Genomic DNA, 22,963 nt, shown 5'->3' with positions numbered 1-22,963 from the left:
TCCAGAGTAGAGCACAAAAACATGCTCGTCACTGGAACGCACGAAGGGCGCGAGCCGTACAGCACGTACGGCCCGCGCCCTATGCTCTGCTAGTACTTCCGCGAGGTGGCGTGAGCCTCGAAGGACGCGACGAGTCGCGCGGCCTCCCGGATGCACGCTGCCGCGTCAGCCGCGACCTCCTCGCCGCTGAAGCGGATGATGCGCCAGCCCGCACCCTCCAAGCGGCGCTGTCGCTCGCGGTCCGTGGTGAACACGTCCTTGTCGGAGTGGAACAGCCACCCGTCCACCTCGATGCCGATCTTCTGCTGCGGCAGAGCGAAGTCGAGGCGATAGCGCCCGCCCAGCACCGCATGCCGCGCGACGAGCCCATTCAGGAGTGGGTAGTTCTCACAGCTGGACTGCCACTCGGACCAGAACGCGAACTCGACGGGCGAATCCAGCCGCGGGTTCGCCTCCATGAGTTGCTCCAGCGCTTCCCTTGGCGTGGAGGCCCACAGCACGGTCTCAGACATCGTCTGGGCGAACCACATGTCGTCGTCGAGCAGTGTGCTCGACTTCGGGGCACCGATGATGATCCGCTTGCCGAGCGCGTGCGCATAGCCAATCTCGGCGAGGGTGCCGTAGGCCGTCGTGTCGTCGAGCCAGGCGAAGAAGACATCGGTTCGCCTGATGGCGGTCAGGCACAGGTCCCGGACCAGCTCGCGGTGCGGACCGCCGCTGGAGCAGCCGCCGCCCTCGCCGTCTCGGCCGCACCCGTGTGTCCCGGCTCCGTGCCAGCATCCGTGGTCGTCGCTGATGAAGTACGGGCCGACGTAGTTGAACCGGTCGAGCACCGCGAGTTCCAGCACCGGCCAGTCTTCGTGGATGTTCTCACCGAAAGTGCCCCAGGCGCCGCGCAGATCCTTGACGACGTCGTGTCGCCAGTCGTTCTTGCCGATCTTTCCGGCGAGATAGATCGACGATAGCGCCGAGTTCGTGCTCAGCTTGGTCCCTGTGTCGGTCATCGTTCTCTCTTTCGTGTGGCGATTGGATCTCGTGGCTTGGTGGACGGGGCCCGAGCCGTCCCCCGATCGGCTCGCGCCCCGCGTACTATCCGCGCCGGCGGGGCTTCTTCGTGAGGCTGGGGTAGAGGCCATATCCGGCAGCCGCGTTCCGCAGCTCGGCGGTGACCTGCTCCGGCTGCGGCGCTCGACGGTTAGTCTTCACGTACTCGCGGACAGTGCGCCGGAACTTCGGGTCATCGAACCTCCGCTGGAGACGGCCCAGCTCCTCGGCGTTCATCGCGTCCGGCTTGCCGACGTCGAGCGACTGCGCCAGCAGCGTGGAGGCTTCTGCGTCCGGCAGCAGGCCCTCCTCCGGGGTGCAGCCGTAGGTGCAGGGCATCGATTCGATGGCGCCCCACAGGCGGCAGAGCATCGGCCGGACGTCGTACACGCCGCACTGGCCGTCCTTGAGCACGGGGCAGGTGTAGTCCCCTGTCTCGACGAGCTGCGCCAGCGCGTCCTGGTAGTGCGGGATGCGCACGCCTCGCTCGCGGATGCGCTGCTGCTCGCGCGGGTTCATGCCGATCGGCCCGCACGAGTCGGCGCATAGCCCCTTGCATCCGGGCTGTGGCACCTGGGCGTACAGCTCCTCGAGGGCGGCGTCCATGTCGGATCGCTTCATCTGGTGTCCTTCGTGAGGGGAATCGTCGGCGGCCCGCGCCCCCGCAGCAGGCCGTCGACGAGCTGGTGCTACTGGTTGATGGCCTCGGTGAGGTCCTTGGCCGGGCGGAACTTGACGACCTTCTTGGCCGGGACGTGGATCGTGGCGTTGTTGTTGGGGTTGCGGGCTTCGCGTGCGGCCTTGTCGACGACGGTGAGCACGCCGAGCCCGCCCAGCCGTACCTCCTCATCCTTGGCGAGGGTGTCGCGGATGATGTTGATGAACGCGTCGACAGCCCTGGTCGCGGCCGCCTTGGACTCGGCGTTGGTCCGCTTGCCCCACTCCTCGGCCAGTTCCTTCTTGTTCATGCCGTACTCCCCGGTGTGTGACGGTTTCGCTGGTACAGAACCGTAAAGCACGCGACAGACGCAAGTGACACGCCGAACGCGTCAGACTCCCAGCTCTAACGGCTCTTGCAGTGGGGCGGTCTTCTTCCGCTTCGGCTGGTACCAGGTGGCGGCCATGTCGTAGCCGCCGCCGGGTGACTGGCCGACGAGGTGACGGCTGAACCTGGAGTCGGATCGGACGGTGACGATCGGCCCGCCAGCGTCGATCCATCCGGGTGGGTAGGCGCGATCGACCTCGGCGCGCCACTTCGCGTAGTTGGACTTGCAGGGCTTCACCGCGGGTAGGTCCCGCCAGCCGGGCCATGCGTGGTCGTGGGCGTCCTCGATGGCGTCGGTCTGCTTGGACCGGTCGGGGCCTTCCCATTCGCAGCCGAGGCATCCGCCCCGCTTGATGCTGCGGCCCGGCTCGATGCCGAGGGACAGCACGGTCGGCCGGTGGTCCGGTGCGGTGGAGACGACAGGTGTGAGGCGGCTGCTGGTGTATCCGGGTTGGTTGATCAGGATGCACCAGATGCCCCAGCGCTCGCCCGGCGTGATCTGCTGCCACATCGTGTGCTTCGCAACGGCGCCGCGCGACTCAGCGGGCACAGGCGGCCTCCTCGATGAGCGCGCGAGCCCGCTCGTACGCCCCCTCGACGGTGATGCCGTAGTCCAGGGCCACGACGAGGTCCACCAGCTCGTTCACGGTCGCGGCGGCGTCCCACGCGGACCCCAGCCGGATCAGCTCGTCGGCTTCGGTGCCGTTAACGAAGCGGTTCCAGCCGAGCTCCTTGACTGCCTTGTCGGTGGCGTCGGCCAGCAGAGTGCGCCTGCACTCGTCGAGCGGTTCGCGGCAGTGGAAGCACGTAACCATCAGGAGTTCCCCCCGTCGATGACCGTGCAGTGGACGATCTCCACCTGGTCGGCCCGGCCGACCCGCTTGTTCAGCTGTCCGCCGGTGTCGAGGCATTCGGCGATGGAAAGGCCGGTGTAGGTGCCGTCGCTGTCCATCATGTGCTCGACGATCCGGCCACTCCACCCCTTCGTGCGGATGAAGAGTGGGTCGACGACCTGGACGACCGTGCCGATGGGGATCTTCCGGCCCCGGTACGAGGGTGCAAGACCAGGCGTGGAGTCGTACCAGCCGACGCGGTCACGGGCGGCGGGGTTGATGGAGCGGATGTGCGGGCTGTCCCAGTCAGGGGTCTTGGGCATGGTGTTCTCCTTCCGTGAGGCCCCGCCGTACGGCGGGGCCGATAGCTGATTGCGGAACCGCTAGCAGGTAGCGAGCGGGGTGGCGAACCGCTCCAGCTCCTCGCCGGTCAAGCACTCGACGAGCAGCGACACGAGGACCTCGGCGGCGGGCGGAGTGACGGCGTTGCCGTATTGCTTGACCCTCTCCCGCTTGTTGCCGAGCACGACGTAGCCATCGGTGAAGGCCATGCCGCGGCCGACCTCGTGCGGGTCGAGCATCCGGAAGAACACGTCCATGGGGTCGATCTCGGCGTCGCCGGACACCATGGCGTAGCGGTCGCGGGTCGACAGTGCGCCCATCGGCTGCTCGACCGGGCGGGCCTGGCCGTTCCCGTAGTACGGCGCGAGCAGCGTCTGCCACTGCTCCCAGGTGACGAGCGACTGGTGGCCCTTCGTCGTCAGGGTGCGCATCGGCTCGGCCACGTCGGTGCAGTGCTCCCCACCGTTGCCCTGGCTGCCGTTGTTCCTCATGACGAAGCCGGGCGGGATCGTGAGCCCGTGGTGGTTCCCGGACGCCGTGACTGTGGCCAAGGCCTCGCTGACAGGGCGGGTCTCGCTGTTGCCGCCGCGGAGCTCGGCGATGAACGGGAGGAACGCCAGCGCGTTCTCGGCCCGGCCGGTCTGGGTCCGCATCGCCTCGGTAGCGGGTGCGGCCTGCTTGCCGTCGCGGCCCTCCATCGGGACGATCAGCGGCGGCACGACCAGGCCGTGGTTGGAGCCGTCCGCGACGACCGTGGCGAGCGGCTGGTCCAGGCCGATGTTCCGAGGCCGCCCGGACCGCAGCAGCGTCAGGAACGGCGGGATGGCCACGCCGTCGTTCTCGCGCGTGGTGCGGGTCGGCATCGGCTCGGTCACCGAGGTCGGCTCTTCCCGCCACGTGCCTCCGGTGGGGACCATCATGGGCGGTGCCGCCATCGCCTTCGTCGCGGTGGTGGTCTGCGCGGTGAGCGGCGCGTCCACCGGCCAGGTGCGGACGCCGGGCCTGCGCTCGAACGTGTGGCCCGCGGCCTCCAACGTGATCGGGCGGGCGTACTTCTTCAGGCCGGCCTCGATCCGCGCCATCGTCTTTGGCGCGAGCGGCTTGTCGCGGTCTCCGATCCGCTTGCCGGGGTTGGACCAGTCGATCGCGGCGGCCGCGGGGAGCACGGGCGGCTCGATGGCGGCGTTCCTGCACTTTACGCGGGGGCATCTGTAGAGGTACTGGGCGCGGTAGCGGCCCATGTCCCTGGTGGGGTCCTTGAACGCCTGGACGGCCTGGACCATCTCGTCGCAGGTCGGGCAGTACGTCCACGGGCGCAGCCACTTGTTGAAGTCCGGGGTGCGGCCGATGCTCTCGTGCCAGTACACGAGGTACAGCCGGTCACGCGACTGCGGCGCGGCCAGCGTGTGGACCGGCTGGGCGTGCATCGAGTTCAGCGCGACGAGGCGAGTCCGGTAGCCCATGCGGTGGAAGCGCCGGATCCAGTCGTCCCACCCGGACCATTCGCGTTCGTCTACGACGTTCTCGACGACCCCGCAGAGGACCAGGCCGCCGCGCGAGATGACACCTTCGAGGTAGTCGGTGACCTGCTTGGACAGGGCCCGGCTTTCTCTGTCGGCGTTCTCCTGCTCCAGTTCCTCCTCGGTCATGGGCAGGTCGAAGAACGTGGTCTGGTTCTCGTTGTGGAAGGTGCGCTTCACCCCCCGGGCGATGGACCACTTCGTGCACTCTGGGCTGGCCCAGTGGATCATCGCGATGGGCCAGTTGTGGACGTCGGCCTCGCGGATGTCGCCCTGCTCGTGCTGGGCGTTCGGGAAGTTCGTCGCGTGGGTGTCGAGCGCGAGCTTCCAGTGGTTGGCGGCGAGAGCGACGCGGATGTACGGCACGGCGTGCGCGCCCTGGCTGCTGCCGCCTGCTCCGCAGAACCAGTCCATGAGGGTGACGGCGTCGCTGTCGTGGCGGTAGTAGGCCACTGTTTCTCCTTGCTGGTGAACGAGGGGAAAGGCCCCGCCGCCGTCGCGCGGCGGGGCCGTAGGATTCGTGGAGCGCGAGCCCGATATCGGCGGGCTCGCGCGATCACTTCTCGGCGGGGATGACCACGACGACCGTGTTGATGCCGGTCGCCGGGGCGAACGAGCCCGCGGGCAGCGGCTCGAACTCGCCGCCGCGCTGCTCCACCAGGCCCCGGAACTTCTCGGCCGTCTTGGACTGGTGGAAGATGATCCCGGCGCCCATGACGGCGACGAGGCGGCCGCCGGGCTTGAGGAAGCGCAGCGCGTGGGTGACGTGGAGGATGTCCTTGCCGCCGGAGAACGGCGGGTTCATCACGACCCGGTCGTACGCCTCCTGCTCGACCCGCTCCAGGTCGAGGAAGTCCTGACGGCGGATGCAGTTCACGCTGGGGACGCGCTCGACGAGGACGTTCGCCAGGCCCTGGTCGAGTTCGACGCAGTCCACGACCGCGCCCCGCTCGACGGCGGCCGCGGCGATGTTCCCCGTCCCGGCCGAGGGTTCAAGGACGGCCATGCCAGGCTCGATCTCGGCCAGCTCCATGAGCCGTTCCACCACGGCGGGCGGGGACACGAACGCTTCCCGGTCGCGGCCCACCCGCACGTTGTCGGCCCGGGTCGCGGCCGCCTGCAGCTTCTCGGTGTCGAGCTTCGGCACTTCGACCTTCGGCCTGGCCTGGGCCTTCTTCGCAGGCTGGCTCGGCGCGATGACGGCCGGCCCGTCCTCGCCGTGCGGGCACTCGACGGCGCGGATGTCGGTGAACTTCACCTTGTCAGGCCAGGAGTAGCCAGACTCGACGGCCACAGTGGTCCTGTTGACCTTCACCACGGTGCTCGGCCGCAGCCCCCAGTAGCGCACGACGTCGCCCACGTGCACGTTGTGCTTGCCCCACTCGACGTACTCGCCCGCCTCGACAGCGGCGGCGAGCTGCGCCCGGTCGTACCCAAGCTGGTTCTCAAGCTGGGCCTTACGGGCGAGTAGCCTCTCGCGGTGGTCGCCGGTGGCGGCATCGTGGACCTCGATGTAGTACGGCTGGCCCGCGTGGTCGAGGTGCCTGCGGGTGTGTCCGTCCAACGACTTCTGGATCTTGCGCAGCTCGGCCTCAGCCGTCTTGATCCGACGCGCGGTCACGGCCGGAGTCGCGGAGCGACGCATCTGGCTGCCGACCGCGTTCGCGCGGCGGGCCGCGTCCTGCGCCTTGTCGTTCTCGTCGATGCTCTTGCGCATCGCCTGGTCCATCCGCTTCCGGTCGGCGCGGGCGCCCCGCTCGGAGTGATGACCGACCAGGATGGGCTGGCCAGCCGCGAACCGCTCACTGATCTGGTGAGCCCGGTCGTGCGCAGCCGACGCCACGCCGGCGTGCCGGTCGGCCTTCGCCTCCAGCGCGTCGCGGCGGTCTTCCAGCCGGTCGGCCTTGTCCTCCAGGACCTGGGCGCGGTCGCGGAAGTTGTCGTCGATCTCGACCTCGACCTCGAACCCCGCCTTGCGCAGGGCCTCCGCCGCGGCGTTGATCGCCCACCGGTCGGCGACCCGGTCACGCGAGTTGCGGAGCCCGATCATGCGGAGGGAGGGGAAGAACTTGAAGTTGCCGTTCTCGTACTTGCGGATGATGTCGTACACGCCGTCGCCCTTGCGGGTGCCGTAGACGAGCGTGCCGTCCTCGTGGGTGTGCTTGATCGTGATCAAAGTTCCTCGCTTCATGACGAAGCGCAGGGCGGCCAGCCCGCCGCCCTGCGCTGATGCGGGTGGGGTCAGCCGGTGATGGAGGTGAGCCAGCCCTGGTCCCAGGGCAGGCCGTGGTCTTCGGCCCACATGCGAATCTGGTCGGGCACCTCGGCCGCGACCTCGGCGAAGTCGTAGCCGTAGTCGCAGACCAGGGCCCGCATCTTCGCGACGACCTCGGTGGGCGCCATGGGGACGAGCAGCGTCGCGTCGTCGGCACGCCACCGCTCCGCGAGCTGGTCGTACGGCCCGGCCGCGTAGAAGATGCCGCAGATGAACGGGCCTTCCCAGGTGATGCGCCCGATCAGCGGCCGCGGCGCATTGACGACGGCCCAGCCGTTGGAGGTGATGTCGTCGGCGTACTCGTCGGGCCATGTCCCCGCGAGTACGCACCGGGTGCGCCGCAGGGTGAACTCACTCATCGCCGTTGCCCTCGTCCTCGTCGGCGTCCTTGAGCTGGGCCTGCATCAGCTCGACGACGAGCTCGCGCGGCGGCTTGGAACCGGGCCGGGGCACGAACACCGCGCACGTCGGCGGGCACTGCGTGGTGCGGTCCTCGGGGCTGGTCGGCGCGGTGCCGCAGTGCCTGCACGGCTCGCGCGGCACCGTCTGAGACACGTCGAACGTGCCGCGCTTCACGTAGTAGCGCGGCCCGCGCTTCGTGCTCTGCCAGCCCTCCTCGGCGAGCTTCTTCTCTTCGGCGCGCTCCTCCTCGGACTTCTTCCGGCCGATGTGGCGGAACGTGCCGAGTGCGTTCTCCCCCTCGGCCACGACCCGGCCCTGCTCCAGCCAGTAGTCGAAGCCGCCGCAGTGGACGAGCGGGCGGCGCTGGGCGGCGAGCAGCGCGACGTTCTGCAGGGAGTAGCCGGGGTCGGTGGATGCGGGGTCGTACTTCCAGCCGATGCTCGCGGCGATCGAGCGGAGCTGCTCCAGCTCGGCGGGGTCAGACAGACACAGAACGGCGTAGTTGTGCAGGGCCTCGTTCGCTGCGGCGCGGCTGGCGGCGCTGCGGTCCTTCATGGCCTGCGTGACCTTGCGGCCCTTGCGGGGCTTCTTCTTCGTGGCGGTCGCCATGTGGCGTCTTCTCCTTCTGTGGCGTGGATTGCGGTATTGCTATCAGCGGGCGCGGTCAGCACCAGTCGACGATCTCGAAGGCGTCCGGCAGGGACACCCGGCGGCTGCACGCGGTGCACTCGAAGCCGTCGCCATCGAACTGGCTGTCGCCGCAGGCCGCGACTATCTCTCCGGGCCCGACGATCTCCAGCGTGTTGGCGCGGGTCGCGACGTCGATTTCGACGATCCGGTCTGCCGCCCCGCAGTCGGGGAACGGGCACACCAGGACGCCGTCTCGCACCAGCGAGTTCGGCTCGTCCGTGCCGAGCAGGACACCTTCCAGCACCGCCGTGTCCAGCTCCGTGCCCTTGGCCAGGGGGACGATGACGTGCTCGACCTTGACCGGCGTGGTGGGCGCGGTCACTGCTCCCCCTCTGGCCCGATCGGGAGCCCATAGCGGGCGTGCGGCGGGCCGAGGATCACCTTCACGCCGAGCTCGGCGGCGCGGGCGAGCGCGGCCGGCCCGTCAGCGGCCCACTCGCGGACCCGCCACGTGCCTCGGGACTGGTCGCACAGGGCGTACTCGCCGTGCTCCACCAGCCGGTCACCGTGGGTGCCGTACGCGATCGGGCCTTGCGGCCGGTACCGGTCGGAGCCGTCCGGCAGTGTCACCTTGTGCCGCCCATGCGGCTGGCAGTAGCTGCACGGCCACACCTTGGCCGGGATGTTGAAGATGCGGTCGTAGACGCCAGTCACCTCGCTGGTCTCGCTGACGCCCTTGAGCTTCGGGCAGACAGGGACGTGGAACTCCCTGCCGAGGTCGGCGTGCGGGGCCAGCACGTAGGTGTGCTGGGCGTCCGGGTCCTGGTAGATGGCGTGGTTCAGCAACGCGAGCGGCCGCCGGATCGGCTTCATGTCCCTCACACCGTCACCTCTTCCTCGGCGCGGACGTGCGTGGTGTACGGCTCACCCACGCCGCCGCCGTCGTCGTAGTGGACGACCAGCCGCACCCGGAACCGGTCGTCGGGGATGATGTCCTGCACCACGCCCGCCTTGTCGCCGCACACGATGCGCTGGCGCCGCCGGTAGGCCGACATCTGAACGCGGTTGCCCTGCAGGTACCGCGACACCAGGCCCAGCGACAGGTGGCAGGGGTAGCCGCTGCCGGGGTAGGTCAGCGAGGCCGAGATCGCCTTGCCCTCGCCGTCGTAGGCGACGTACAGCTCCCAGTCGTCGCGGGTGAACACCAGCGCGGTGCATTCCGGCTCGCGGCGGTACTCCACGGACCAGCCGCACAGGCGGCCCTTCGTCTCGATGACGTTCCGGTTCACCTGGCGTTCCTCCCCTCGGAGTGGACGGCGTCGCTGACGCGCTCGGCCGCGTCGAGCACGCTGCCGGGGACGTCGGCCGGGGCTCCGTCGTCGGACAGGCCGACCAGGACGACAGCGCCGCGCAGGTCGAGCCACCACCGGTTCGCGGCCGGGGTCATGTGCTGGTCGAGCAGCGCGGCGGCGACGGTGTTGCGTGGCCGGTCGCCGGGGTAAGCGAGACGGGCCACCAGCAGGTGGTGCTCCGGGAAGTCCTCGACGTCGACAACTTCGGCGTCGCTGTCGCCGTCGCCGACCGTGAGGCAGCCGGACAGGTACGGCCGGTCCAGCTCTCCCCCCTCAGTCAGGAGGACGACGCGGTGGCCGGGGTCGACGTCGGTGGTGATCAGCAGACCGGTAACGGTCGGGCTCATTCGGGGGTTCTCCTATTCGGTGATCAGGTCGATGACGGGGGTCAGTTCGTCCAGCCGTACTGGGGCAGGCAGTTGAGGAGCCCGATGATCTCGGACGCGCCCGACCTCTTCCGGTTGGTGTTGTTCGGCTGCCAGGTGAGCGAGATCCGCAGGGCGCGGCCCTTGTCCGCGCTGACGTCGAGGACGCCGAAGTACATGCCGCGGCTGATCGGGATCGAGTAGACGCGGCGGTACGGCTCGGCGGGGATGTTCACGGTGAACCCGGCCGCGCGGAGCCGCCCGATGATCTGGGCGGCGGTGCGGTTCGGTGCGAGGGGCATGGTGTGCCTTTCAGGGTCGGAGCTCGGGCGGGAGCTCGGTGATGGGGATGCGCTGCACGTACGCGCCTCCACCCCAGTTGTTGACGGTGTTCCAGGCGTGCGCCCGCGCCCACTCGCACGGGGCGGGCCGGGTGTTGTTCGGGTCGTCCGCTCGGGGCGCGCACCTCATGCATGGGCGGCCGGTGACGTAGATGTTCCGGCCGCCCTCGGGGCTGACCGCCGCGTAGGCGTAGCCCTGCTCCTGGTGGAGGAACTCGTTTCGCACGGGGTCTCCTCGGGGTGCCCGCCCCGCGCCGGCGGGCGCGAGGCGGGCGGGGGTCGCTAGATGGCGGTGTGGCCGCAGGCCAGCTTGTAGGTCTGGGTGGGGTCGGCCCGGTCGACCACGTCCCCCAGCGCGACCACCCTGCGCTTCACGCCGACACCGGTGAACCCGTTGCAGGCGTAGCAGTCCAGCTCGTCGGGGAGCGTGTTCGTCGGCTCGTCGGCCTCCCCCGGCGTGGTCCAGTGGATGGTGCAGCCGACGCTGTGCTCCATCGGCGGCGCGTCCTTGTGCGCCGTGCAGTCGCCGCACTGGTCGTGCCACTCGACGGGGAAGGCGTCGGTGATGCTCTCCACCTGGACGCGGTCGAGGTACCGGCAGTCGACGATGACGCCGGGACAGCCGACGCCAGCGCACCACCACAGGCCGTTCCACTGCGGGTGGTCAGGCCCAACGAGAGCACCACCGGGGAGGCATTCGTGGAACCCGGCGTAGGAGGGGATGTTGCCGCACAGGCAGGTGATGTCGTTCCACTCGTCCACCGTGACGACGCCCGGTCTCGGGGTGTCCGTGCTCCTGACACGGATGGGCTGGACGAGCCGCGGCGACTGGTCGGTCCGCTGGTAGGACGGGTAAGCGATGATGCCGTCGTCGGCCAGGCGGCGGCCCTCGCGGCACTGGTCGGAGTCGCACACGGCGTCCTCGTAGGCGCCGTCGCAGTCCCAGTCCCAGGCGCGGGGCCGTGCCCTGCACCAGGAGCAGGCGTTCGCCGTCCGGAGCTTGACGATCCGGGTGACCTTCATCGTGAGGCCCGCCTGGCGAGCCGCGTGGAGGGTGTTGCGGGCGTCGCGCAGGCCGGTGACACGCGACTCGTACCAGTCGTGGCCGGGCAGTTCGAGCAGGTAGCTGGAAGTGGGGGCGGTGATGCGCTTCACGTCACTCCTGGGTAGATCCGGTGCGTTACGCTGGGGCCACTGGTTCTCCCCGTGGCGAGGAGATTCCGGGGCTTTGCGGTGTTGGATGGCCGGGTCTGTGGCGGGCCCGGCCATCGTCGTTTCACAAGGGCAGGACGCGGACGCTCCAGGCGTTGACCGGCTCGACCCACACCCCCGCGGGCAGGGTCATCGGCCCGAACTCCTTGCCACCGACGTAGTGGGACTCGCCGCCGTGTGGCACCAGGTACGCCCAGTCGGGGAAGTGCTCCCAGACGATGACCCGGCCGGCGCCGCCGTCCCAATCGGCATCCATCACCTGGGGTGCGTAGTCGGGGTCCGCACCGAACATTTCAGCGATGCCGTCGCGGACCTGCTGGGCGATCTCGCCGCTGACCCAGCCAGTAACCATGTCGATGGCTGTGACCCGCAGCGGGTCCTCCCCGATCACGACGCCGCTGGCCGTCTCAGCGATGTATTCCTCGCTGGCGGCGTTCCACCACACGCGCCCGATGTGCTGCCCGTCGCGGTAGACGACGATGCTCAGGCCCTTGCCCTTGAGCTCGACCTTCCCCATGGTGTCCTGCACGTTGTTGGGGTGCCGGTAAGAATCGAGCCGCACGCCCCAAAGCGACAGAGCGTAACCGGGGTCTCCCGGACGGCTTGACATAAAAGCTGTTAGCGAGCAACGCGACCTGCGGAAACACCCGACCCGGCGTCATCGTGCCGCAGAGCGCCTGACTCATCCCCGAACGCCCGGACCGAAACCTGCCCTCGGCGGGTGGCGCAGTCGCGCACCGTGACCTGCGGCGACGCCGCTCGTTTGGGCCGTGTGACGCGATTCTTACCGCCGGGCCTTGTTCCTCCTGGCTGGGATGAGGCGGCCCCGCGACCGTGGGGGTCGCGGGGCCTTCGCCGATCAGTTGATTGCGGGTCCGCTATCGGTTGGCGGGGGTGGCGAGCATCGCGTCGTACATCGAGCAGCCGTCGAGCATCGCGTGGCTGATCGCCTCGTCCGCCATCCCGCGGCCCCAGCCCTGCGTGCGCAGGACCTTGATCAGGGCCTCGCGCACGTCGCCGTAGGCGCCCTCGTGCTGGACGGCAAGCCGCTGGTCGTCGGCCCGGTCGAGCAGCCGCAGCGTCTCCAGCAGGTGCTCGGCGATGCCGCGGGTGCTGGTGTCCAGCGTCGGCGCGTTCACAGCTGGCCGTCCATGTACGCGACGGCCTCGGCGATGCCCTTGCCGGACTCCAGCGCGTGGTTGATGCTCTCCGTGGCGAGGTCGGCCGAGACGCTCTGTGTCCGCAGGAGCGCGAACAGCGCCATGCGGGCGCGGGAGTACACCCCGGTGAAGGTGTCGCCGTACTCGGTCCTGAGCGCGGCTGCCTTGCGGACGCCGTCGAGCAGGTGGTCAGCGAGCGCGATCGGCGCAGGCGGCTCGTCCGGCTGGTCCAGCTCGCCGAACTCGTTGACGACGTGCCCGATGACCGTCGTCTGGTCATCGCCGACCAGGTCGTCGAACGAAGCCTCCGGCGGATAGGGCGTGCTGCCGGTGTTGCGCTCGTGCTGGCTGGACAGGTCGTCGAAGTAGGAGCTCGCCGTGTCCAGGACGTTCGCCAGGTGGTGCTCGAAGTCCGTCCCGGCCGGCCCGGCCGTCATGCGGGCGATCGTGTGGAGCATGTGTGTGGCGGTGCCGCCCGCGTCGCGGACCTCCGCGACGCCCTGCAGCAGTTCGGCGCGGGTGAGCCTGGTCATCGTGTCCATCTGGTTCTCCTTGAGAATGCGGCGGCCCCGCGAACTCGGGGTTCGCGGGGCCGGATGTCGATTGCGGTAGCGCTATCAGGCGCTATCAGTAGGCCATCTGGTCGAGCCTGTTGAGCCAGTCCATCACGCCCGCTGCGGCGAACAAGGTGACTTGGGCGGCGAAGATCTCGGGGAGCTCGTCGTAGGTGAAGCCGTCGTCGAGGTCGAAACCGTGGTATTCGGCGTCCTTGACGATCCGGGCGAGTGCGATGTTGCGGACGAGTTCGGTTGCCCGCTGGAGCCGGAACTCCCAGTCCTTGGTGACGTAGTGGGCGGCGTTGCTGGCGGCGGTCCAGGCGATGGCGTCGAGCACGTGGGTGGTGGTCGCGCTCGCCTTGCGGGCGGCGTCGCGGGCGTCACACACGGTGGGGATGGTGGTCGCGGCGGTGGCGGTCATCGGGGCTCCCGTCGTGTTGTTGCTGGTCAGGTGGTGTTCTCGATTGGTTGCTTGCGTTGATGCAACGCTACCACAACCGGAGACAAGAACATACATTAAGGTGAGTAGCGATCGTTTCCGCTGGTCACGGTTCGGTTACCGTCTCAAACGCTCTCTAAGCACTCCGAAGTGCTTGACGCACCAGATACACCGGATGCGTCTTCTCGCGTCTCTCCGTTGAAATGGTGCGCGCGTAGAGGTGATTTCGCGAGATCCGCCAGGGGCCCCCGTAGCTTCGGCCGAGAATTCCGGTGGGCGCGGCCGCCCCTCTTTGCCAGTTCCGATTTGTGGCTTTATGCCGCCATTGCGTCACAAAGCCTCGCCACTTGCTACCGTGCGTGACATGTCGCTTACTAAAGAGGAACGACGGATGTGGAAAGAGGCGATCGAAGCCCGCAACGGCGAGCGGGACTTCGTTCGCAAGCTAGAGCACGAGCAGCGGCTCGACCGGCAACGCCGGCAAGGTCTCTTCGCCCCAGAACGTGAACGCATCTGGCGTCAGATGCAGTCCCTCTGTGACATCGACGACGCGAGGCTGACGGAACTGGTCGAGCAGGACACGGCCGCGGTCCAGGACTTCATGGAGAAGCAGCGGACCGTGATCGCTGAATGGGCTGCGACGGTCAACCAGCGCCAGGAGACCTTGGCGCAGCGCGCCGGTGCGCCGCAGCGACTGATCGGGCCGCCACCACAGGCGGGGATGGTCCGGCGTCTGCTTCTCAAAACCGCAGCGGACCTAAGCTTCACCCCGTCCGATAACTATGTTGTCGAGGACGAGTACGAGCTCTACGGACGCAAAAACTTTCTAGGCGAGTGGAAGAACTTCATTTACCTACTCGCTCATACGAAGCCATCGAATGATGCCCCCATACCTCCCCTGTTGAACGCCAACTATGTGTTCCGCTGGACTGCCGACGCCGACGTCACCGTGGGTGCGAAAACGACCCCGGCCCTCGTCGGGATGAGCTCGGCCTTCGCGGGTGGTGGCATAGACCCCACATATGCGGAGGCCAGGTACTACGTCAGTATCGACATTGTGGTGGGCACCTCGACCGACACTCAGGTCTACAAAGGAGAGGTTTATACAAGCCCCACACGGTCCGCCCAAACGGATTGGTTCGACGGCCTGGGTGCCTACGACGGTGGCCCCATCTACGATTTGCCCACCGTGCATGTCCCCGCGACCGCAGTCGCGCCCGCCGGCAGCAGCGTGTTGTTCTGCGTAACCATCACCCTCGACTTCTTCGCCTTCGAAAACTCGGAGGCGCTAGTCGACATCTTCAGGGACCCGTCCTTCTACATCAATGTTGGGTACGTAGACGTGTCGATAGTGTCCTGACAGTCTCATCCGACGTCAACGCGGCGCGAGAGAGTCGACTTTGACTGATGTTTTCTCAGTGAATTTCAGCTGATCCGTCGTGTTCGAAGTGGACGAGAACGAGTGCGGCGCGTACAAGGTCGCCGATCCGGCTGGGGCTGAGCGAGGTGTGCTTCAGGGCCGTCCAGCGTTCGGTGAGGAGGGCGAAGCCGCGTTCGCCGAGGCTGCGTAGCGCTCGTTGTAGGGCGTTGCGGGTGCGGTTATCGACGCTGAGCATATTGCCATCAGCGGGTTGCTTGAACGGAACGACGATGCCGTGACCTGCGCCTTGATAGCCGGGGTCGGCCAGGACGGGCATGGCCTTGGCGCACCGCGCCCGCGTCCGGCAGCTCGGCCAGCTCGACCGTCACCAGCTCGTCTGAACGCGCATTTGGGGTCCTCCCTTGTTGGCGCTCTGTTTGGTGGGCCTTGAATTTAATCTCGCAGACAGGGGGAAGGTGTCGGGATACGGAAGGGCTCCGGCGCAGTGGGTGTGGCCGGGTCAGGCGCGGCATATATGCCGGACGTTTGAGCGGATGGCGTGAGCGTCATTCGACTAACCGCCAGAAGTGGATCTCTGTGAGGGCTTGAGAAGCATGGTGAATATTAATCAGACAGTATCCCAATTGAATATTGTGATCACGCTAGGAGACGATGATATTCGTCAAGGTTCCTATGCCACGGCTTATGTAACTCACGTTGCGGGTGCAAATACTTTGAGCAAATCAGTCAGCCTAAACAATGGAGCCAACTGGCCCAATTATAGTGTTCATTTGGAAACATTGCTGATCGATATAGATAACCCGCCAAAATTGAGTGACCTCCGATCTTTCAGTATCAAATACAAAGGAGGTGGCGGTATTTCGGGTGACAATTGGAAGATGAACGGTCTTCTCGTCACGTATGGACTCGATAGCGGCGAGGAGGCTGTTCTGATAAAGGAGTTTGGCGATCCATATTTCATCTTTACTGGCGACGCCCCCTCGTGGGAGTTTGATTTTACGAATATGAATATGTAGTTTCTAGCGAAGTCTTTTCGTGACCGCAGCTAACCGCCCGCCTGAGTTGTTGACCTGGGGGTTTACGCTCGGGTTTCCGGCCCGGCGCGCGGCTCAACTGCGGCCCATGCTGCCTCAACATCCCGACTGTGTCCGTGCCGAACTGGTGGTCGTCACACGACCTTGGCCAGGAAATCCAACACTGACGTGGCGCGCGCCCACCACCGACAAACCGTCAAAATCTACGCTGTAAAGCCGCGCCCGGCGGTCCTGCGGCCGAGCCCGCGCACCCCTGCCCCGCCGTACGGGGCTGGACTTCTGGTCATCGACGTGCCGACCTGTGCCCGCATGTCCGGTAAGAGGGGGAGCCGAGACCGCGCCGCCGGCGTGGTGCTCGGTGGGGTTGTGCGTCCGCCCCGGCTTTACGTCGTAGATTCGGATTTGTCGTTTTGTCGGTTCGCGCGTTCCGCACGGGCCCGCATCCGCGCCAGCGCCAACGACTTCCGCCGCCGCTCCGCCTCCTCGTCCACCACCTCGGCCTCCTCAGCCGGCGGCGAGGCCTCGACAAGCGGGGACTGGCCCTCGATCGCCTGCTGCGCCAGCTTGTCGACCACCTGCCACCGCCACTCCTCCACCGTCCGGCGGCGCCGAGCGGCTTCCTGCTCGCGCGCACGCATCGCGCGGGCGGCACCCGGCGACGAGGCGGCCAGCAGCTCCCGCGCCCGCTGAGAGTTCCACTCCGTGCTCATGCCCCGAGCCTCCTCATCTCGGCGAGCTGCAACGCCTCACGCTCGCGCCGCTTGCGCTCCATCTCTGCCCGCACCGACCGGTACGACTCGGACGGAGCAGCAGGCGCCGCAGCCTGCACGGGCGGCGGGGCGAGCGCTTCCGCCCTGCTCAGCACCGGCTCACGCTGAATCGGGTCGAGACCCGCCCGCGCCCGCTGCTCCTCCCGCTCACGCCGCCACGCCTCCTGCTGCGCACGCAGTTCGGCGGCCGCGGCCGCGAGCCGCTGCGACTTACCGGGCACGGGCCGGCCGTCATCGAGCCAGGCCGACAGCCGGAACCGTACCCAGCCGGGGACGTTGCGGATCTGGTCGCGGCTGGTCCAGGTGTAGGTCCACTCCGTCCCGTCCGGGTGGTGGTTCAGGGCGTGCTGCACGTCGTCGGCGCTCCATCCAGCAGCGACGAAGTCCCTGGTCAGATGCCGGATGTACCACGGAGACAGCCGCGCCACGACCGGGTCGGTGTCGTGGAGCTTCTGGGCGATCTGGAGTGCGTGCTTGCGAGTCCCCGGCGTGGCGGCGGGCCCGTCCGTCGTTGAGATTCGGTTCCTACGACGAGAAGATGATCTTTCTCGCGCGCGCGTAGGACCTTCATGTACTCCCCTACGGGAAGTACATGAAGGGGGTTCAGTTGTCGTTTTGTCGGTAAGCGTGTCGGTGCGCGCGTGCTCTTCGTCCAGCTCAGGAGCAGGGACGCACAGCACCCACACCGCCGCCCGGTTCCCCAGGCCGTCATCGTCGAGGCCGCACCTGGTGCCCTTCCGGAACCGGACGGTCGTGCCCTCCTCCACGGTGCCGAGGAAGCCACGCTCACGCAGCCACCGCACCCACCGCTTCACCGTGGACAGCGCAAGGTCGGTGTCGTCGGCGATCCGCTGCTCGGTCGGCCGGGTCGTGAGCGTGGTCCAGTCGGCCCAGTCGGACAGCTTGGTGGCCACCAACATCAGGTTGCGGTAGCCGTGGCAGCGCAGCGCGAGCGCGTCGCCGTGCTCCTTGACGGCGCGCGTGAACTCCTGCTGCGAAGTCGCGCGGCGCATCCCCTCGGGGACAGCGCCGAGCACCACCTGCTTGGTGAGCGGGGCGAGCAGGTCGGGGAGGTCGGAGACGGCGGCGAGCGCCGGGGCAGGCGAGCGTGAAGCCCGTCCCTGCCGTGGTTTGGGGACGTTCAGGCGACACACGGAACCGCCGATTTGCGGGCGTGAAGGACTGAACGTTTGGCGGGATGCTATGGTTCTCTCCAAACGGAAGATGCTTCACCCGAGCGATCGGCTCTCCCTGGCGGCCAAACCTAGGAGCTGATCACTACGGTGAAACGAAGATGATGATGATGCGTATGAAGTTGTGTCTGGCGCTCCCCTACGCGGGGGGCGTTTTCTTTTTGCCTTCAGGCGGCTCCGGTGGGGTTGGAGTTACGCAGGTGTAGTTCGGGGGCAAGCATTCCACACGTCATGTCGCCGCGAGTGGGGGTTCCGCCGGGCGTGTCGCACTGAGTATGACCCACCGCGACACTCCTGACGCAACAGACGCGCTAGAACTCACCATAGCGCGACACACGCTGACGTTCGAGACGCTCCGCGCGTAGATATAAGGATCGACACAAAACGACGGAGCAAGATCACACACGGATGCTCCTCGGCACCGAGACGACCACACCGGCCGACACCAACAGCACGCTCCCGCCGACCTCACCCCACGACGTCGCCGCCAGCAGCCACAACGCGCCAACGGTCAACGTGATCCCGACCGGGCCCGCGCCCCGCCGTTCCAACGCCGCCAGCACCGCGCAGGTGCCGAGGACAACCAGCGGCACCATCGGGTCCACCCTGTGCACCTCCACGAGCGGCGCAGCCGCCCGGACAACCACCAGCCACGCCGCCGCCGCCGCGACGCGGACGGCGACGCGGACCGCGGCACCCTCGACCTGGCGCACTCTCCGAGCCTCAACGCGCATCGTCACTGTGCAACCTCCTCCACCGCGGGGAGCCGGTAGTCGTCCCCCGACTTCACCAACGCCTGATCACCCGTCATCTCCTGAAGCACCCGGAACGCCGTCGCGGCCGGGATACCGGTCCGGACGATCAGGTCACCGCCCGTCAACGGGCCGTCCCCGGCCTTCAACGCGTCGTAGATCCGCTGGCCGTACTGCCGCTTCTGCTCGGGCGTGAACGGCGCGAACTCGATGACGTTGCCCAGGTGCGCGCCCTGCGCGAGCAACGCGTCCAGGTCCGCCACGTCCGCCACGTCCGACCCGGCCGGTGCGGCGGCCGTCGTCTCCGAGGTGGTGCGCTTGCCGTGCGCCATCCACACCAGCGTCTTCCTCGGCGCTGACTTCGCCCACTGAGCCGGCTTCTCCTGCACGCGGGCGCGCATCAACACCGGCCGCGGCTCCCACCCGTACACGTAGCCCAGGCCCTTCGTCGGCTGCCCGTTCGGGAACGACTTCCGGATCTTGTGGGCGTCGACCTGCATCCGGCCTTGCAGCGCCGACCGCGCCGAGTAGGCGTCGCCCGTGCGCAGCAGGACCACGTTTCCGGAGGTGACCAGCGACAGGATGCGGCCGTTGCCGAGCTCGTCGACGGTCGGCACCTGCGTGATCAGGCCCAGCATGATGCCCGCCTTGGAACCCTCGGCCAGCAGCTCCTGCACCAGCTCGGCGATGTCGTCGTAGGCCAGCACCTTGTGCGCCTCGTCGATGAAGCAGTACAGCAGGTTCAGGCCGCACATGCCCGGGTGGGTGTAGGAGTGCTTCCCGGTCTGCTGCTCGCCGTCCTCGTCGGTCCACTCGTGTTCGGCGAGCATCGCGTTGCGGGCGTACATCTCCTCGCGGAGCTGCAGCAGCTTCGCCTTCGTCTCCTCCACGCCGCGGGCGACCGCGCCCTCGGCGAGGTTGCTCATCCACTCCGGGCACGATTGGCCTCGCTGCGGGTCGCAGAACATCGGCACCACGTGGTCCAGGTTCGACAGCTCAGTGAACAGCAGCCGCAGGATCGTGGACTTCCCGACCCGCATGGCGCCGCAGATCAGCATCGGCAGCGGACCCGAACCGGGCTCCCAGATCTGGATACGCGCCTCGCCGGCGCCGTCCGCGTACGGGCCGATCGACATGATGCCCGTCTGCGGGTCGAGCGTCGGGGCCGTCCAGTACTGGACGTCCTGCACAGCCATCTCGTTGAGCAGCGTCAGGTCAGCGGCGTTCTGCGCGCCGTCCGTCGTCTCCTCGACGTACACCAGCTCCAGCGGCTTCCCGTACGCCGACGCGATGCGGGCGCGGGCCTCCATCGCGTCCTCGGTGGTCTGGTCCTCCAGGATGATCCGGTAGCGGGTGCCGTACTGGAACGGCGTGCGGTTCGTCAGGTACGACCCGGCCAGCACGCCCCGGCCTGAGCCCGGCTTCTTGGCCCACAGCAGCGTGTTCTCGTCCGGGCCCTCGATCGCCTTCGGCTTCGCCGCCTCCAGCTCGCGCCGCTTGGGCTCGGGCCGGATGGTGCGCAGCCGGTACTTCCACCACCACGGCGCGGACACCAGCAGGCCAGCGCTGAACAGCGCCGACTGCGCCCACCCGAACGGGCTGTCCACGGTCGCGGCCACGCTGTACCCGGCGGTGGTCAGCAGCGCCGCCGGGACCCGAACCGGGTGCCGCCGCGCGGCCGCGCGGACCTTCGGCCACAGCGACGCCAAGCCGGCCGCCGCGGCGGTGACCGCACCACCAGTCCACCACGGCTGCTCGGTCAGGTTCAGCAGCATGCCGCCGCCCCAAGTCGCGGCGAGCGCACCGTAGGGGGCCAGGCCGTACCGGTTCCGATAGCTGAGCCGGCCCGCGTCCTTGAAGGTGGCCACGGCGGCGGCCAGCGCCTCCACGCGACCGACCGACCCGTCCTCGGGCTGCTGGTCGACTGCGGGCGGTTCGTTGGTGGTGCTGGTCGCCACCGAAACCTCCTTCATCACTGCGCGTACCAGGTCATGTCACGGACCGGGCGGACCGGTGCGCCCTTCACGGCCGCCTCGATGCCGCCGTGGTTGCGGTTCAGCGCGCCGATGCCGTGCGAGACGGCGGGTTCGACACCGCCCGCGTCCACGACGTTCTGCGCGGTGGCGCGGGTGAGCTTCGCCGCGGCGGCGGCGGCCGCGTGCGCGCGTTCGAGGATCTGCAGGAAGTGGTTGGCGGTCTGCCGGTCGAGCTTGTCCTGCCCGACCGCCTCGAACGCCCGCCACGCTTGCAGGTACCGGAGTCGCGTCTGCTGCGCGTAGGCCATGGCGTCGTCGTGCAGGCGCTGCGCGTCGCCCAGGCCGCGGCTGTTGGCGTTGCGGAACGTCTGGAGCCACGACCGCAGCAGGCTGATGCCGCCGGTCGCGAACGCCACTTTCAACGCCCCGATGGTGGGAATGGCTGGGGCGCTGCTGCCGCCTCCTCCGCTGGCGGGCAGGTTGCTCATGTCGATTCCTTCCAGGGCGATGACCGCTGCGCGGGGGTCGGTGTTCCGCTTGGTGGGAGGGACGATCTCGACGTCGACGACCTCGGAGGCCGGTTCCGGCGCGGGAGCGGGGACTGGTGCGGTGGCCGGGCCGAGCGGGATAGGCCGCGCCCCGCCCGGCACCGTGGCGCTGCCGGGTGAGGCGGGCTTCGGCTTGACCACCTCGGCCTCCACGGTGATGTCCGGGCCGGGCACCACCGGCGGCCTGGCGATAGCGGGACCGCTGTCGCCAGGTGTGTCGTCACGGCCGCCGCGGCGGCGCTCCAACGCGGCGCGGGTGACGACCGTGAGAGAGGTCCGCACGGACACCCACACGCGGGTCGGCCTCGACACCGACTCCAGGTCGGTACTGAGCCGCTCGGCATCCTCCCGCAGCGGGCCCCGCGTCGCCTCGTCCACCACGTCCACCGGGCCCGCCGCGTCCTCTCCCTTGACGCTGAGGTAGTACCCCATAGACACAGCGAGGATGACCAACGTGACGACGGCGGCGAGGGCGGTCTGCATCAGCGGCCGCCCGCCTGCACACCGGTCACGAGTCCGGTCCGGCCGAGCTCGACCTGCTGGACGATCTGCGAGTGGATGTCCGCCCCGTAGATCGCGCCGAGGGCGGCGCCGATGAGGAACGGGCCGACCATGCACGCGATCAGCGTGGGCCGGTCGGGGACACCGTCCTTCAGGTCCAGCCAGGTGCCCGCGCCGAGGAACGCCGACGCCGCGATCAGCACGAACGCAGCCAGCCAGAAGGAGACGGCCAGCCAGTTACCGAAGCTGGCGGCCCAGCCGCCGGCCGGGCTGAGGAACCCGCAGAAGCTCGCGATGAGCAGCAGGATCGCCGCGACCACGCCGAGCTTGCCGCGCGGCTTGCCCTTCGACTCGCCGTCGCCCTTCTTGCGGCGACGGAACCCGCCGAACACCAGGCCGAAGCCGAGGCAGACGGCGCTGACGATGTAGTACCAGGCCATGAGGGGATGCCCTTTCAGGAGAGAGAGGAGGAGGAAAGCAGGATCGGGGTGAGGATCAGCGCGGCGAACACGAGGATGCCGAGCATGCGGCTCCACTTGATGCCGCACCAGGCGACGAGCGACCAGAGCGCCACCCACACGGCAGCGACCGGGTGCAGCTCGTCGAGCGGGGGAAGCTGCGACGACACCACCCGCGTGGGGCCGGACCGCCACAGCGTGCGCAGACCGGAGACGGGCCGGCCTGCGCCGAGCCAGGCGACGGCCGACCACAGCGACACCCAGGCGACGGCGAACCATCCGTAGGAGGCGCCTACGGCCTCCCACACGTGCATCTTCTCCCTGTGGTGGGCGCGGACGGTCGCGATGGAGGGGAGCTGCGCGGCCATCACACCGGGGAACCCGGCGTTGATGTGGTCGCGTAGCGTGCGCCGCCGTACGACCGGCCGCACCTGCTCGGCCGGGACCTCGACGGCGGGCTCCTCGGGTGGGACCTCCTCGACGACAGGCTGCTCAGTGAACGGGGACGCGATCTTCACTGTCTGCCTCCTTCGCTGCTTCCTTCGCGACCTGCGCGAGCGAGTCGGCCAGGTCGCGCCACGCCTTATCGGCCTTGACCGGGTTGAGCCGGGCCAGGACCGCCATCTCGATGCGGACCCAGTCCCAGCCGAGATCGGCCTTCTCCTGGCCGGTGGGTGCGGTGTTCATCGCCGCGGTGAAGCGGTCTTCGCGGCGCTCCATGCGGACCTCGATGCGCCTGCGTGCCATGGGAACCCACCCCCCTTTGTGACTACGGTCTGTGACTGTTGTTACGATTCGTCTCGCGCGCTACGCGTGTGCGCGTTACGCGCTGC

At 68.3% G+C, this 22,963-nt stretch carries 32 protein-coding genes; 2 read left to right on the top strand and 30 right to left on the bottom strand.

The window, feature by feature from the left end; translation table 11 throughout:
• Window positions 1-89 precede the first annotated feature (89 nt).
• From ACQP1V_RS43030 to ACQP1V_RS42930, 21 genes are all read right to left on the bottom strand, one after another.
• Complete coding sequence (locus ACQP1V_RS43030) at window positions 90-1,004, bottom strand: DUF559 domain-containing protein (protein WP_433426224.1); 915 nt, start codon at window positions 1,002-1,004, stop codon at window positions 90-92.
• An 85-nt stretch (window positions 1,005-1,089) separates the two neighbouring features.
• Window positions 1,090-1,665: a hypothetical protein gene (locus ACQP1V_RS43025; RefSeq protein ID WP_433426222.1), complete on the bottom strand. Its 576-nt coding sequence runs from the start codon at window positions 1,663-1,665 to the stop codon at window positions 1,090-1,092.
• 68 nt (window positions 1,666-1,733) lie between these two features.
• Window positions 1,734-2,012, bottom strand: coding sequence for an HU family DNA-binding protein (locus ACQP1V_RS43020; RefSeq protein WP_433426221.1), 279 nt, complete (start codon window positions 2,010-2,012; stop codon window positions 1,734-1,736).
• A gap of 81 nt (window positions 2,013-2,093) precedes the next feature.
• Complete coding sequence (locus ACQP1V_RS43015; RefSeq protein WP_433426219.1) at window positions 2,094-2,639, bottom strand: DUF6349 family protein; 546 nt, start codon at window positions 2,637-2,639, stop codon at window positions 2,094-2,096.
• Window positions 2,629-2,904, bottom strand: a complete 276-nt coding sequence (locus tag ACQP1V_RS43010) for a hypothetical protein (protein WP_433426217.1) — start codon at window positions 2,902-2,904, stop codon at window positions 2,629-2,631. The genes ACQP1V_RS43015 and ACQP1V_RS43010 overlap by 11 nt, the downstream gene beginning before the upstream one ends.
• Window positions 2,904-3,245, bottom strand: a complete 342-nt coding sequence (locus ACQP1V_RS43005; protein WP_433426215.1) for a hypothetical protein — start codon at window positions 3,243-3,245, stop codon at window positions 2,904-2,906. Before ACQP1V_RS43005 ends, ACQP1V_RS43010 begins: the two co-directional genes overlap by 1 nt.
• A 60-nt stretch (window positions 3,246-3,305) precedes the next feature.
• Entirely contained in the window at window positions 3,306-5,198 is a 1,893-nt protein-coding gene (locus tag ACQP1V_RS43000) for a DNA cytosine methyltransferase (protein ID WP_433426449.1), read from the bottom strand.
• Window positions 5,199-5,340: 142 nt separating this feature from the next.
• Window positions 5,341-6,960 carry a DUF3560 domain-containing protein gene (locus tag ACQP1V_RS42995; RefSeq protein WP_433426213.1) on the bottom strand — a complete coding sequence of 540 codons (1,620 nt, stop codon included), beginning with the start codon at window positions 6,958-6,960 and terminating at the stop codon, window positions 5,341-5,343.
• Between the two features lie 65 nt (window positions 6,961-7,025).
• Window positions 7,026-7,418 carry a hypothetical protein gene (locus ACQP1V_RS42990; protein WP_433426212.1) on the bottom strand — a complete coding sequence of 131 codons (393 nt, stop codon included), beginning with the start codon at window positions 7,416-7,418 and terminating at the stop codon, window positions 7,026-7,028.
• Window positions 7,411-8,070, bottom strand: coding sequence for a hypothetical protein (locus ACQP1V_RS42985; protein ID WP_433426210.1), 660 nt, complete (start codon window positions 8,068-8,070; stop codon window positions 7,411-7,413). The genes ACQP1V_RS42990 and ACQP1V_RS42985 overlap by 8 nt, the downstream gene beginning before the upstream one ends.
• A 55-nt stretch (window positions 8,071-8,125) precedes the next feature.
• Window positions 8,126-8,473, bottom strand: coding sequence for a hypothetical protein (locus ACQP1V_RS42980; protein ID WP_433426208.1), 348 nt, complete (start codon window positions 8,471-8,473; stop codon window positions 8,126-8,128).
• On the bottom strand, window positions 8,470-8,973 hold the full coding sequence (locus ACQP1V_RS42975; RefSeq protein WP_433426206.1) for a hypothetical protein: 504 nt from the start codon (window positions 8,971-8,973) through the stop codon (window positions 8,470-8,472). The genes ACQP1V_RS42980 and ACQP1V_RS42975 overlap by 4 nt, the downstream gene beginning before the upstream one ends.
• Window positions 8,970-9,380, bottom strand: a complete 411-nt coding sequence (locus ACQP1V_RS42970) for a hypothetical protein (protein WP_433426204.1) — start codon at window positions 9,378-9,380, stop codon at window positions 8,970-8,972. The genes ACQP1V_RS42975 and ACQP1V_RS42970 overlap by 4 nt, the downstream gene beginning before the upstream one ends.
• Window positions 9,377-9,790, bottom strand: coding sequence for a hypothetical protein (locus ACQP1V_RS42965; RefSeq protein ID WP_433426202.1), 414 nt, complete (start codon window positions 9,788-9,790; stop codon window positions 9,377-9,379). The genes ACQP1V_RS42970 and ACQP1V_RS42965 overlap by 4 nt, the downstream gene beginning before the upstream one ends.
• Window positions 9,791-9,831: 41 nt before the next feature.
• Window positions 9,832-10,110, bottom strand: coding sequence for a hypothetical protein (locus ACQP1V_RS42960; RefSeq protein WP_433426200.1), 279 nt, complete (start codon window positions 10,108-10,110; stop codon window positions 9,832-9,834).
• A 10-nt stretch (window positions 10,111-10,120) separates the two neighbouring features.
• Window positions 10,121-10,375: a hypothetical protein gene (locus tag ACQP1V_RS42955; protein ID WP_433426198.1), complete on the bottom strand. Its 255-nt coding sequence runs from the start codon at window positions 10,373-10,375 to the stop codon at window positions 10,121-10,123.
• A 56-nt stretch (window positions 10,376-10,431) separates the two neighbouring features.
• Entirely contained in the window at window positions 10,432-11,304 is an 873-nt protein-coding gene (locus ACQP1V_RS42950; protein WP_433426196.1) for a hypothetical protein, read from the bottom strand.
• Between the two features lie 121 nt (window positions 11,305-11,425).
• A complete protein-coding gene (locus ACQP1V_RS42945) occupies window positions 11,426-11,923 on the bottom strand; it encodes a hypothetical protein (protein ID WP_433426195.1) in 498 nt (165 codons plus the stop codon).
• A gap of 316 nt (window positions 11,924-12,239) precedes the next feature.
• A complete protein-coding gene (locus ACQP1V_RS42940) occupies window positions 12,240-12,500 on the bottom strand; it encodes a hypothetical protein (RefSeq protein ID WP_433426193.1) in 261 nt (86 codons plus the stop codon).
• Window positions 12,497-13,063, bottom strand: a complete 567-nt coding sequence (locus ACQP1V_RS42935; protein ID WP_433426191.1) for a hypothetical protein — start codon at window positions 13,061-13,063, stop codon at window positions 12,497-12,499. The genes ACQP1V_RS42940 and ACQP1V_RS42935 overlap by 4 nt, the downstream gene beginning before the upstream one ends.
• An 85-nt stretch (window positions 13,064-13,148) precedes the next feature.
• The gene (locus tag ACQP1V_RS42930) at window positions 13,149-13,499 is read right to left on the bottom strand and encodes a hypothetical protein (RefSeq protein WP_433426189.1); all 351 of its coding nucleotides are present in this window, start codon (window positions 13,497-13,499) and stop codon (window positions 13,149-13,151) included.
• 382 nt (window positions 13,500-13,881) lie between these two features.
• Here ACQP1V_RS42930 and ACQP1V_RS42925 point away from each other — a divergent pair, with 382 nt between their 5' ends.
• Window positions 13,882-14,877 carry a hypothetical protein gene (locus ACQP1V_RS42925; protein ID WP_433426446.1) on the top strand — a complete coding sequence of 332 codons (996 nt, stop codon included), beginning with the start codon at window positions 13,882-13,884 and terminating at the stop codon, window positions 14,875-14,877.
• Window positions 14,878-14,932: 55 nt separating this feature from the next.
• Here the strand turns inward: ACQP1V_RS42925 and ACQP1V_RS42920 are convergent, their stop codons facing one another.
• Window positions 14,933-15,214 (bottom strand): transposase family protein, encoded by a 282-nt coding sequence (locus ACQP1V_RS42920; RefSeq protein WP_433426443.1) that lies wholly within the window; start codon window positions 15,212-15,214, stop codon window positions 14,933-14,935.
• A gap of 307 nt (window positions 15,215-15,521) precedes the next feature.
• Here ACQP1V_RS42920 and ACQP1V_RS42915 point away from each other — a divergent pair, with 307 nt between their 5' ends.
• Window positions 15,522-15,914 (top strand): hypothetical protein, encoded by a 393-nt coding sequence (locus ACQP1V_RS42915; RefSeq protein WP_433426440.1) that lies wholly within the window; start codon window positions 15,522-15,524, stop codon window positions 15,912-15,914.
• A 401-nt stretch (window positions 15,915-16,315) separates the two neighbouring features.
• Here ACQP1V_RS42915 and ACQP1V_RS42910 read toward each other — a convergent pair whose 3' ends face one another.
• From ACQP1V_RS42910 to ACQP1V_RS42875, 8 genes are all read right to left on the bottom strand, one after another.
• Window positions 16,316-16,642, bottom strand: coding sequence for a hypothetical protein (locus tag ACQP1V_RS42910; RefSeq protein ID WP_433426438.1), 327 nt, complete (start codon window positions 16,640-16,642; stop codon window positions 16,316-16,318).
• The gene (locus ACQP1V_RS42905) at window positions 16,639-17,856 is read right to left on the bottom strand and encodes a hypothetical protein (protein WP_433426436.1); all 1,218 of its coding nucleotides are present in this window, start codon (window positions 17,854-17,856) and stop codon (window positions 16,639-16,641) included. Before ACQP1V_RS42905 ends, ACQP1V_RS42910 begins: the two co-directional genes overlap by 4 nt.
• A gap of 437 nt (window positions 17,857-18,293) precedes the next feature.
• Complete coding sequence (locus ACQP1V_RS42900; RefSeq protein WP_433426434.1) at window positions 18,294-18,635, bottom strand: hypothetical protein; 342 nt, start codon at window positions 18,633-18,635, stop codon at window positions 18,294-18,296.
• A complete protein-coding gene (locus ACQP1V_RS42895; protein WP_433426431.1) occupies window positions 18,632-20,605 on the bottom strand; it encodes a hypothetical protein in 1,974 nt (657 codons plus the stop codon). Before ACQP1V_RS42895 ends, ACQP1V_RS42900 begins: the two co-directional genes overlap by 4 nt.
• 14 nt (window positions 20,606-20,619) lie before the next feature.
• Entirely contained in the window at window positions 20,620-21,654 is a 1,035-nt protein-coding gene (locus tag ACQP1V_RS42890; RefSeq protein ID WP_433426428.1) for a hypothetical protein, read from the bottom strand.
• Window positions 21,654-22,112 (bottom strand): hypothetical protein, encoded by a 459-nt coding sequence (locus ACQP1V_RS42885; RefSeq protein ID WP_433426427.1) that lies wholly within the window; start codon window positions 22,110-22,112, stop codon window positions 21,654-21,656. The genes ACQP1V_RS42890 and ACQP1V_RS42885 overlap by 1 nt, the downstream gene beginning before the upstream one ends.
• Window positions 22,113-22,126: 14 nt before the next feature.
• The gene (locus tag ACQP1V_RS42880; RefSeq protein WP_433426425.1) at window positions 22,127-22,648 is read right to left on the bottom strand and encodes a hypothetical protein; all 522 of its coding nucleotides are present in this window, start codon (window positions 22,646-22,648) and stop codon (window positions 22,127-22,129) included.
• Window positions 22,623-22,877: a hypothetical protein gene (locus ACQP1V_RS42875; RefSeq protein WP_433426423.1), complete on the bottom strand. Its 255-nt coding sequence runs from the start codon at window positions 22,875-22,877 to the stop codon at window positions 22,623-22,625. The genes ACQP1V_RS42880 and ACQP1V_RS42875 overlap by 26 nt, the downstream gene beginning before the upstream one ends.
• Between the last annotated feature and the right edge of the window lie 86 nt (window positions 22,878-22,963).

The sequence above is a fragment of the Microtetraspora malaysiensis genome (assembly GCF_050947145.1).
Taxonomy (GTDB): domain Bacteria; phylum Actinomycetota; class Actinomycetes; order Streptosporangiales; family Streptosporangiaceae; genus Microtetraspora_A; species Microtetraspora_A malaysiensis.
This window is presented reverse-complemented; position numbering and strand designations above follow the sequence as displayed.

Bases quoted from the DNA above. Each gene is read 5' to 3' on its own strand.
- ACQP1V_RS43030 (WP_433426224.1), bottom strand. From the start codon at position 1,004: ATGACCGACACAGGGACCAAGCTGAGCACGAACTCGGCGCTATCGTCG.
- ACQP1V_RS43025 (WP_433426222.1), bottom strand. From the start codon at position 1,665: ATGAAGCGATCCGACATGGACGCCGCCCTCGAGGAGCTGTACGCCCAG.
- ACQP1V_RS43020 (WP_433426221.1), bottom strand. From the start codon at position 2,012: ATGAACAAGAAGGAACTGGCCGAGGAGTGGGGCAAGCGGACCAACGCC.
- ACQP1V_RS43010 (WP_433426217.1), bottom strand. From the start codon at position 2,904: ATGGTTACGTGCTTCCACTGCCGCGAACCGCTCGACGAGTGCAGGCGC.
- ACQP1V_RS43005 (WP_433426215.1), bottom strand. From the start codon at position 3,245: ATGCCCAAGACCCCTGACTGGGACAGCCCGCACATCCGCTCCATCAAC.
- ACQP1V_RS43000 (WP_433426449.1), bottom strand. From the start codon at position 5,198: ATGGACTGGTTCTGCGGAGCAGGCGGCAGCAGCCAGGGCGCGCACGCC.
- ACQP1V_RS42990 (WP_433426212.1), bottom strand. From the start codon at position 7,418: ATGAGTGAGTTCACCCTGCGGCGCACCCGGTGCGTACTCGCGGGGACA.
- ACQP1V_RS42985 (WP_433426210.1), bottom strand. From the start codon at position 8,070: ATGGCGACCGCCACGAAGAAGAAGCCCCGCAAGGGCCGCAAGGTCACG.
- ACQP1V_RS42965 (WP_433426202.1), bottom strand. From the start codon at position 9,790: ATGAGCCCGACCGTTACCGGTCTGCTGATCACCACCGACGTCGACCCC.
- ACQP1V_RS42960 (WP_433426200.1), bottom strand. From the start codon at position 10,110: ATGCCCCTCGCACCGAACCGCACCGCCGCCCAGATCATCGGGCGGCTC.
- ACQP1V_RS42935 (WP_433426191.1), bottom strand. From the start codon at position 13,063: ATGGACACGATGACCAGGCTCACCCGCGCCGAACTGCTGCAGGGCGTC.
- ACQP1V_RS42930 (WP_433426189.1), bottom strand. From the start codon at position 13,499: ATGACCGCCACCGCCGCGACCACCATCCCCACCGTGTGTGACGCCCGC.
- ACQP1V_RS42925 (WP_433426446.1), top strand. From the start codon at position 13,882: ATGTCGCTTACTAAAGAGGAACGACGGATGTGGAAAGAGGCGATCGAA.
- ACQP1V_RS42920 (WP_433426443.1), bottom strand. From the start codon at position 15,214: ATGCCCGTCCTGGCCGACCCCGGCTATCAAGGCGCAGGTCACGGCATC.
- ACQP1V_RS42910 (WP_433426438.1), bottom strand. From the start codon at position 16,642: ATGAGCACGGAGTGGAACTCTCAGCGGGCGCGGGAGCTGCTGGCCGCC.
- ACQP1V_RS42890 (WP_433426428.1), bottom strand. From the start codon at position 21,654: ATGCAGACCGCCCTCGCCGCCGTCGTCACGTTGGTCATCCTCGCTGTG.
- ACQP1V_RS42885 (WP_433426427.1), bottom strand. From the start codon at position 22,112: ATGGCCTGGTACTACATCGTCAGCGCCGTCTGCCTCGGCTTCGGCCTG.
- ACQP1V_RS42875 (WP_433426423.1), bottom strand. From the start codon at position 22,877: ATGGCACGCAGGCGCATCGAGGTCCGCATGGAGCGCCGCGAAGACCGC.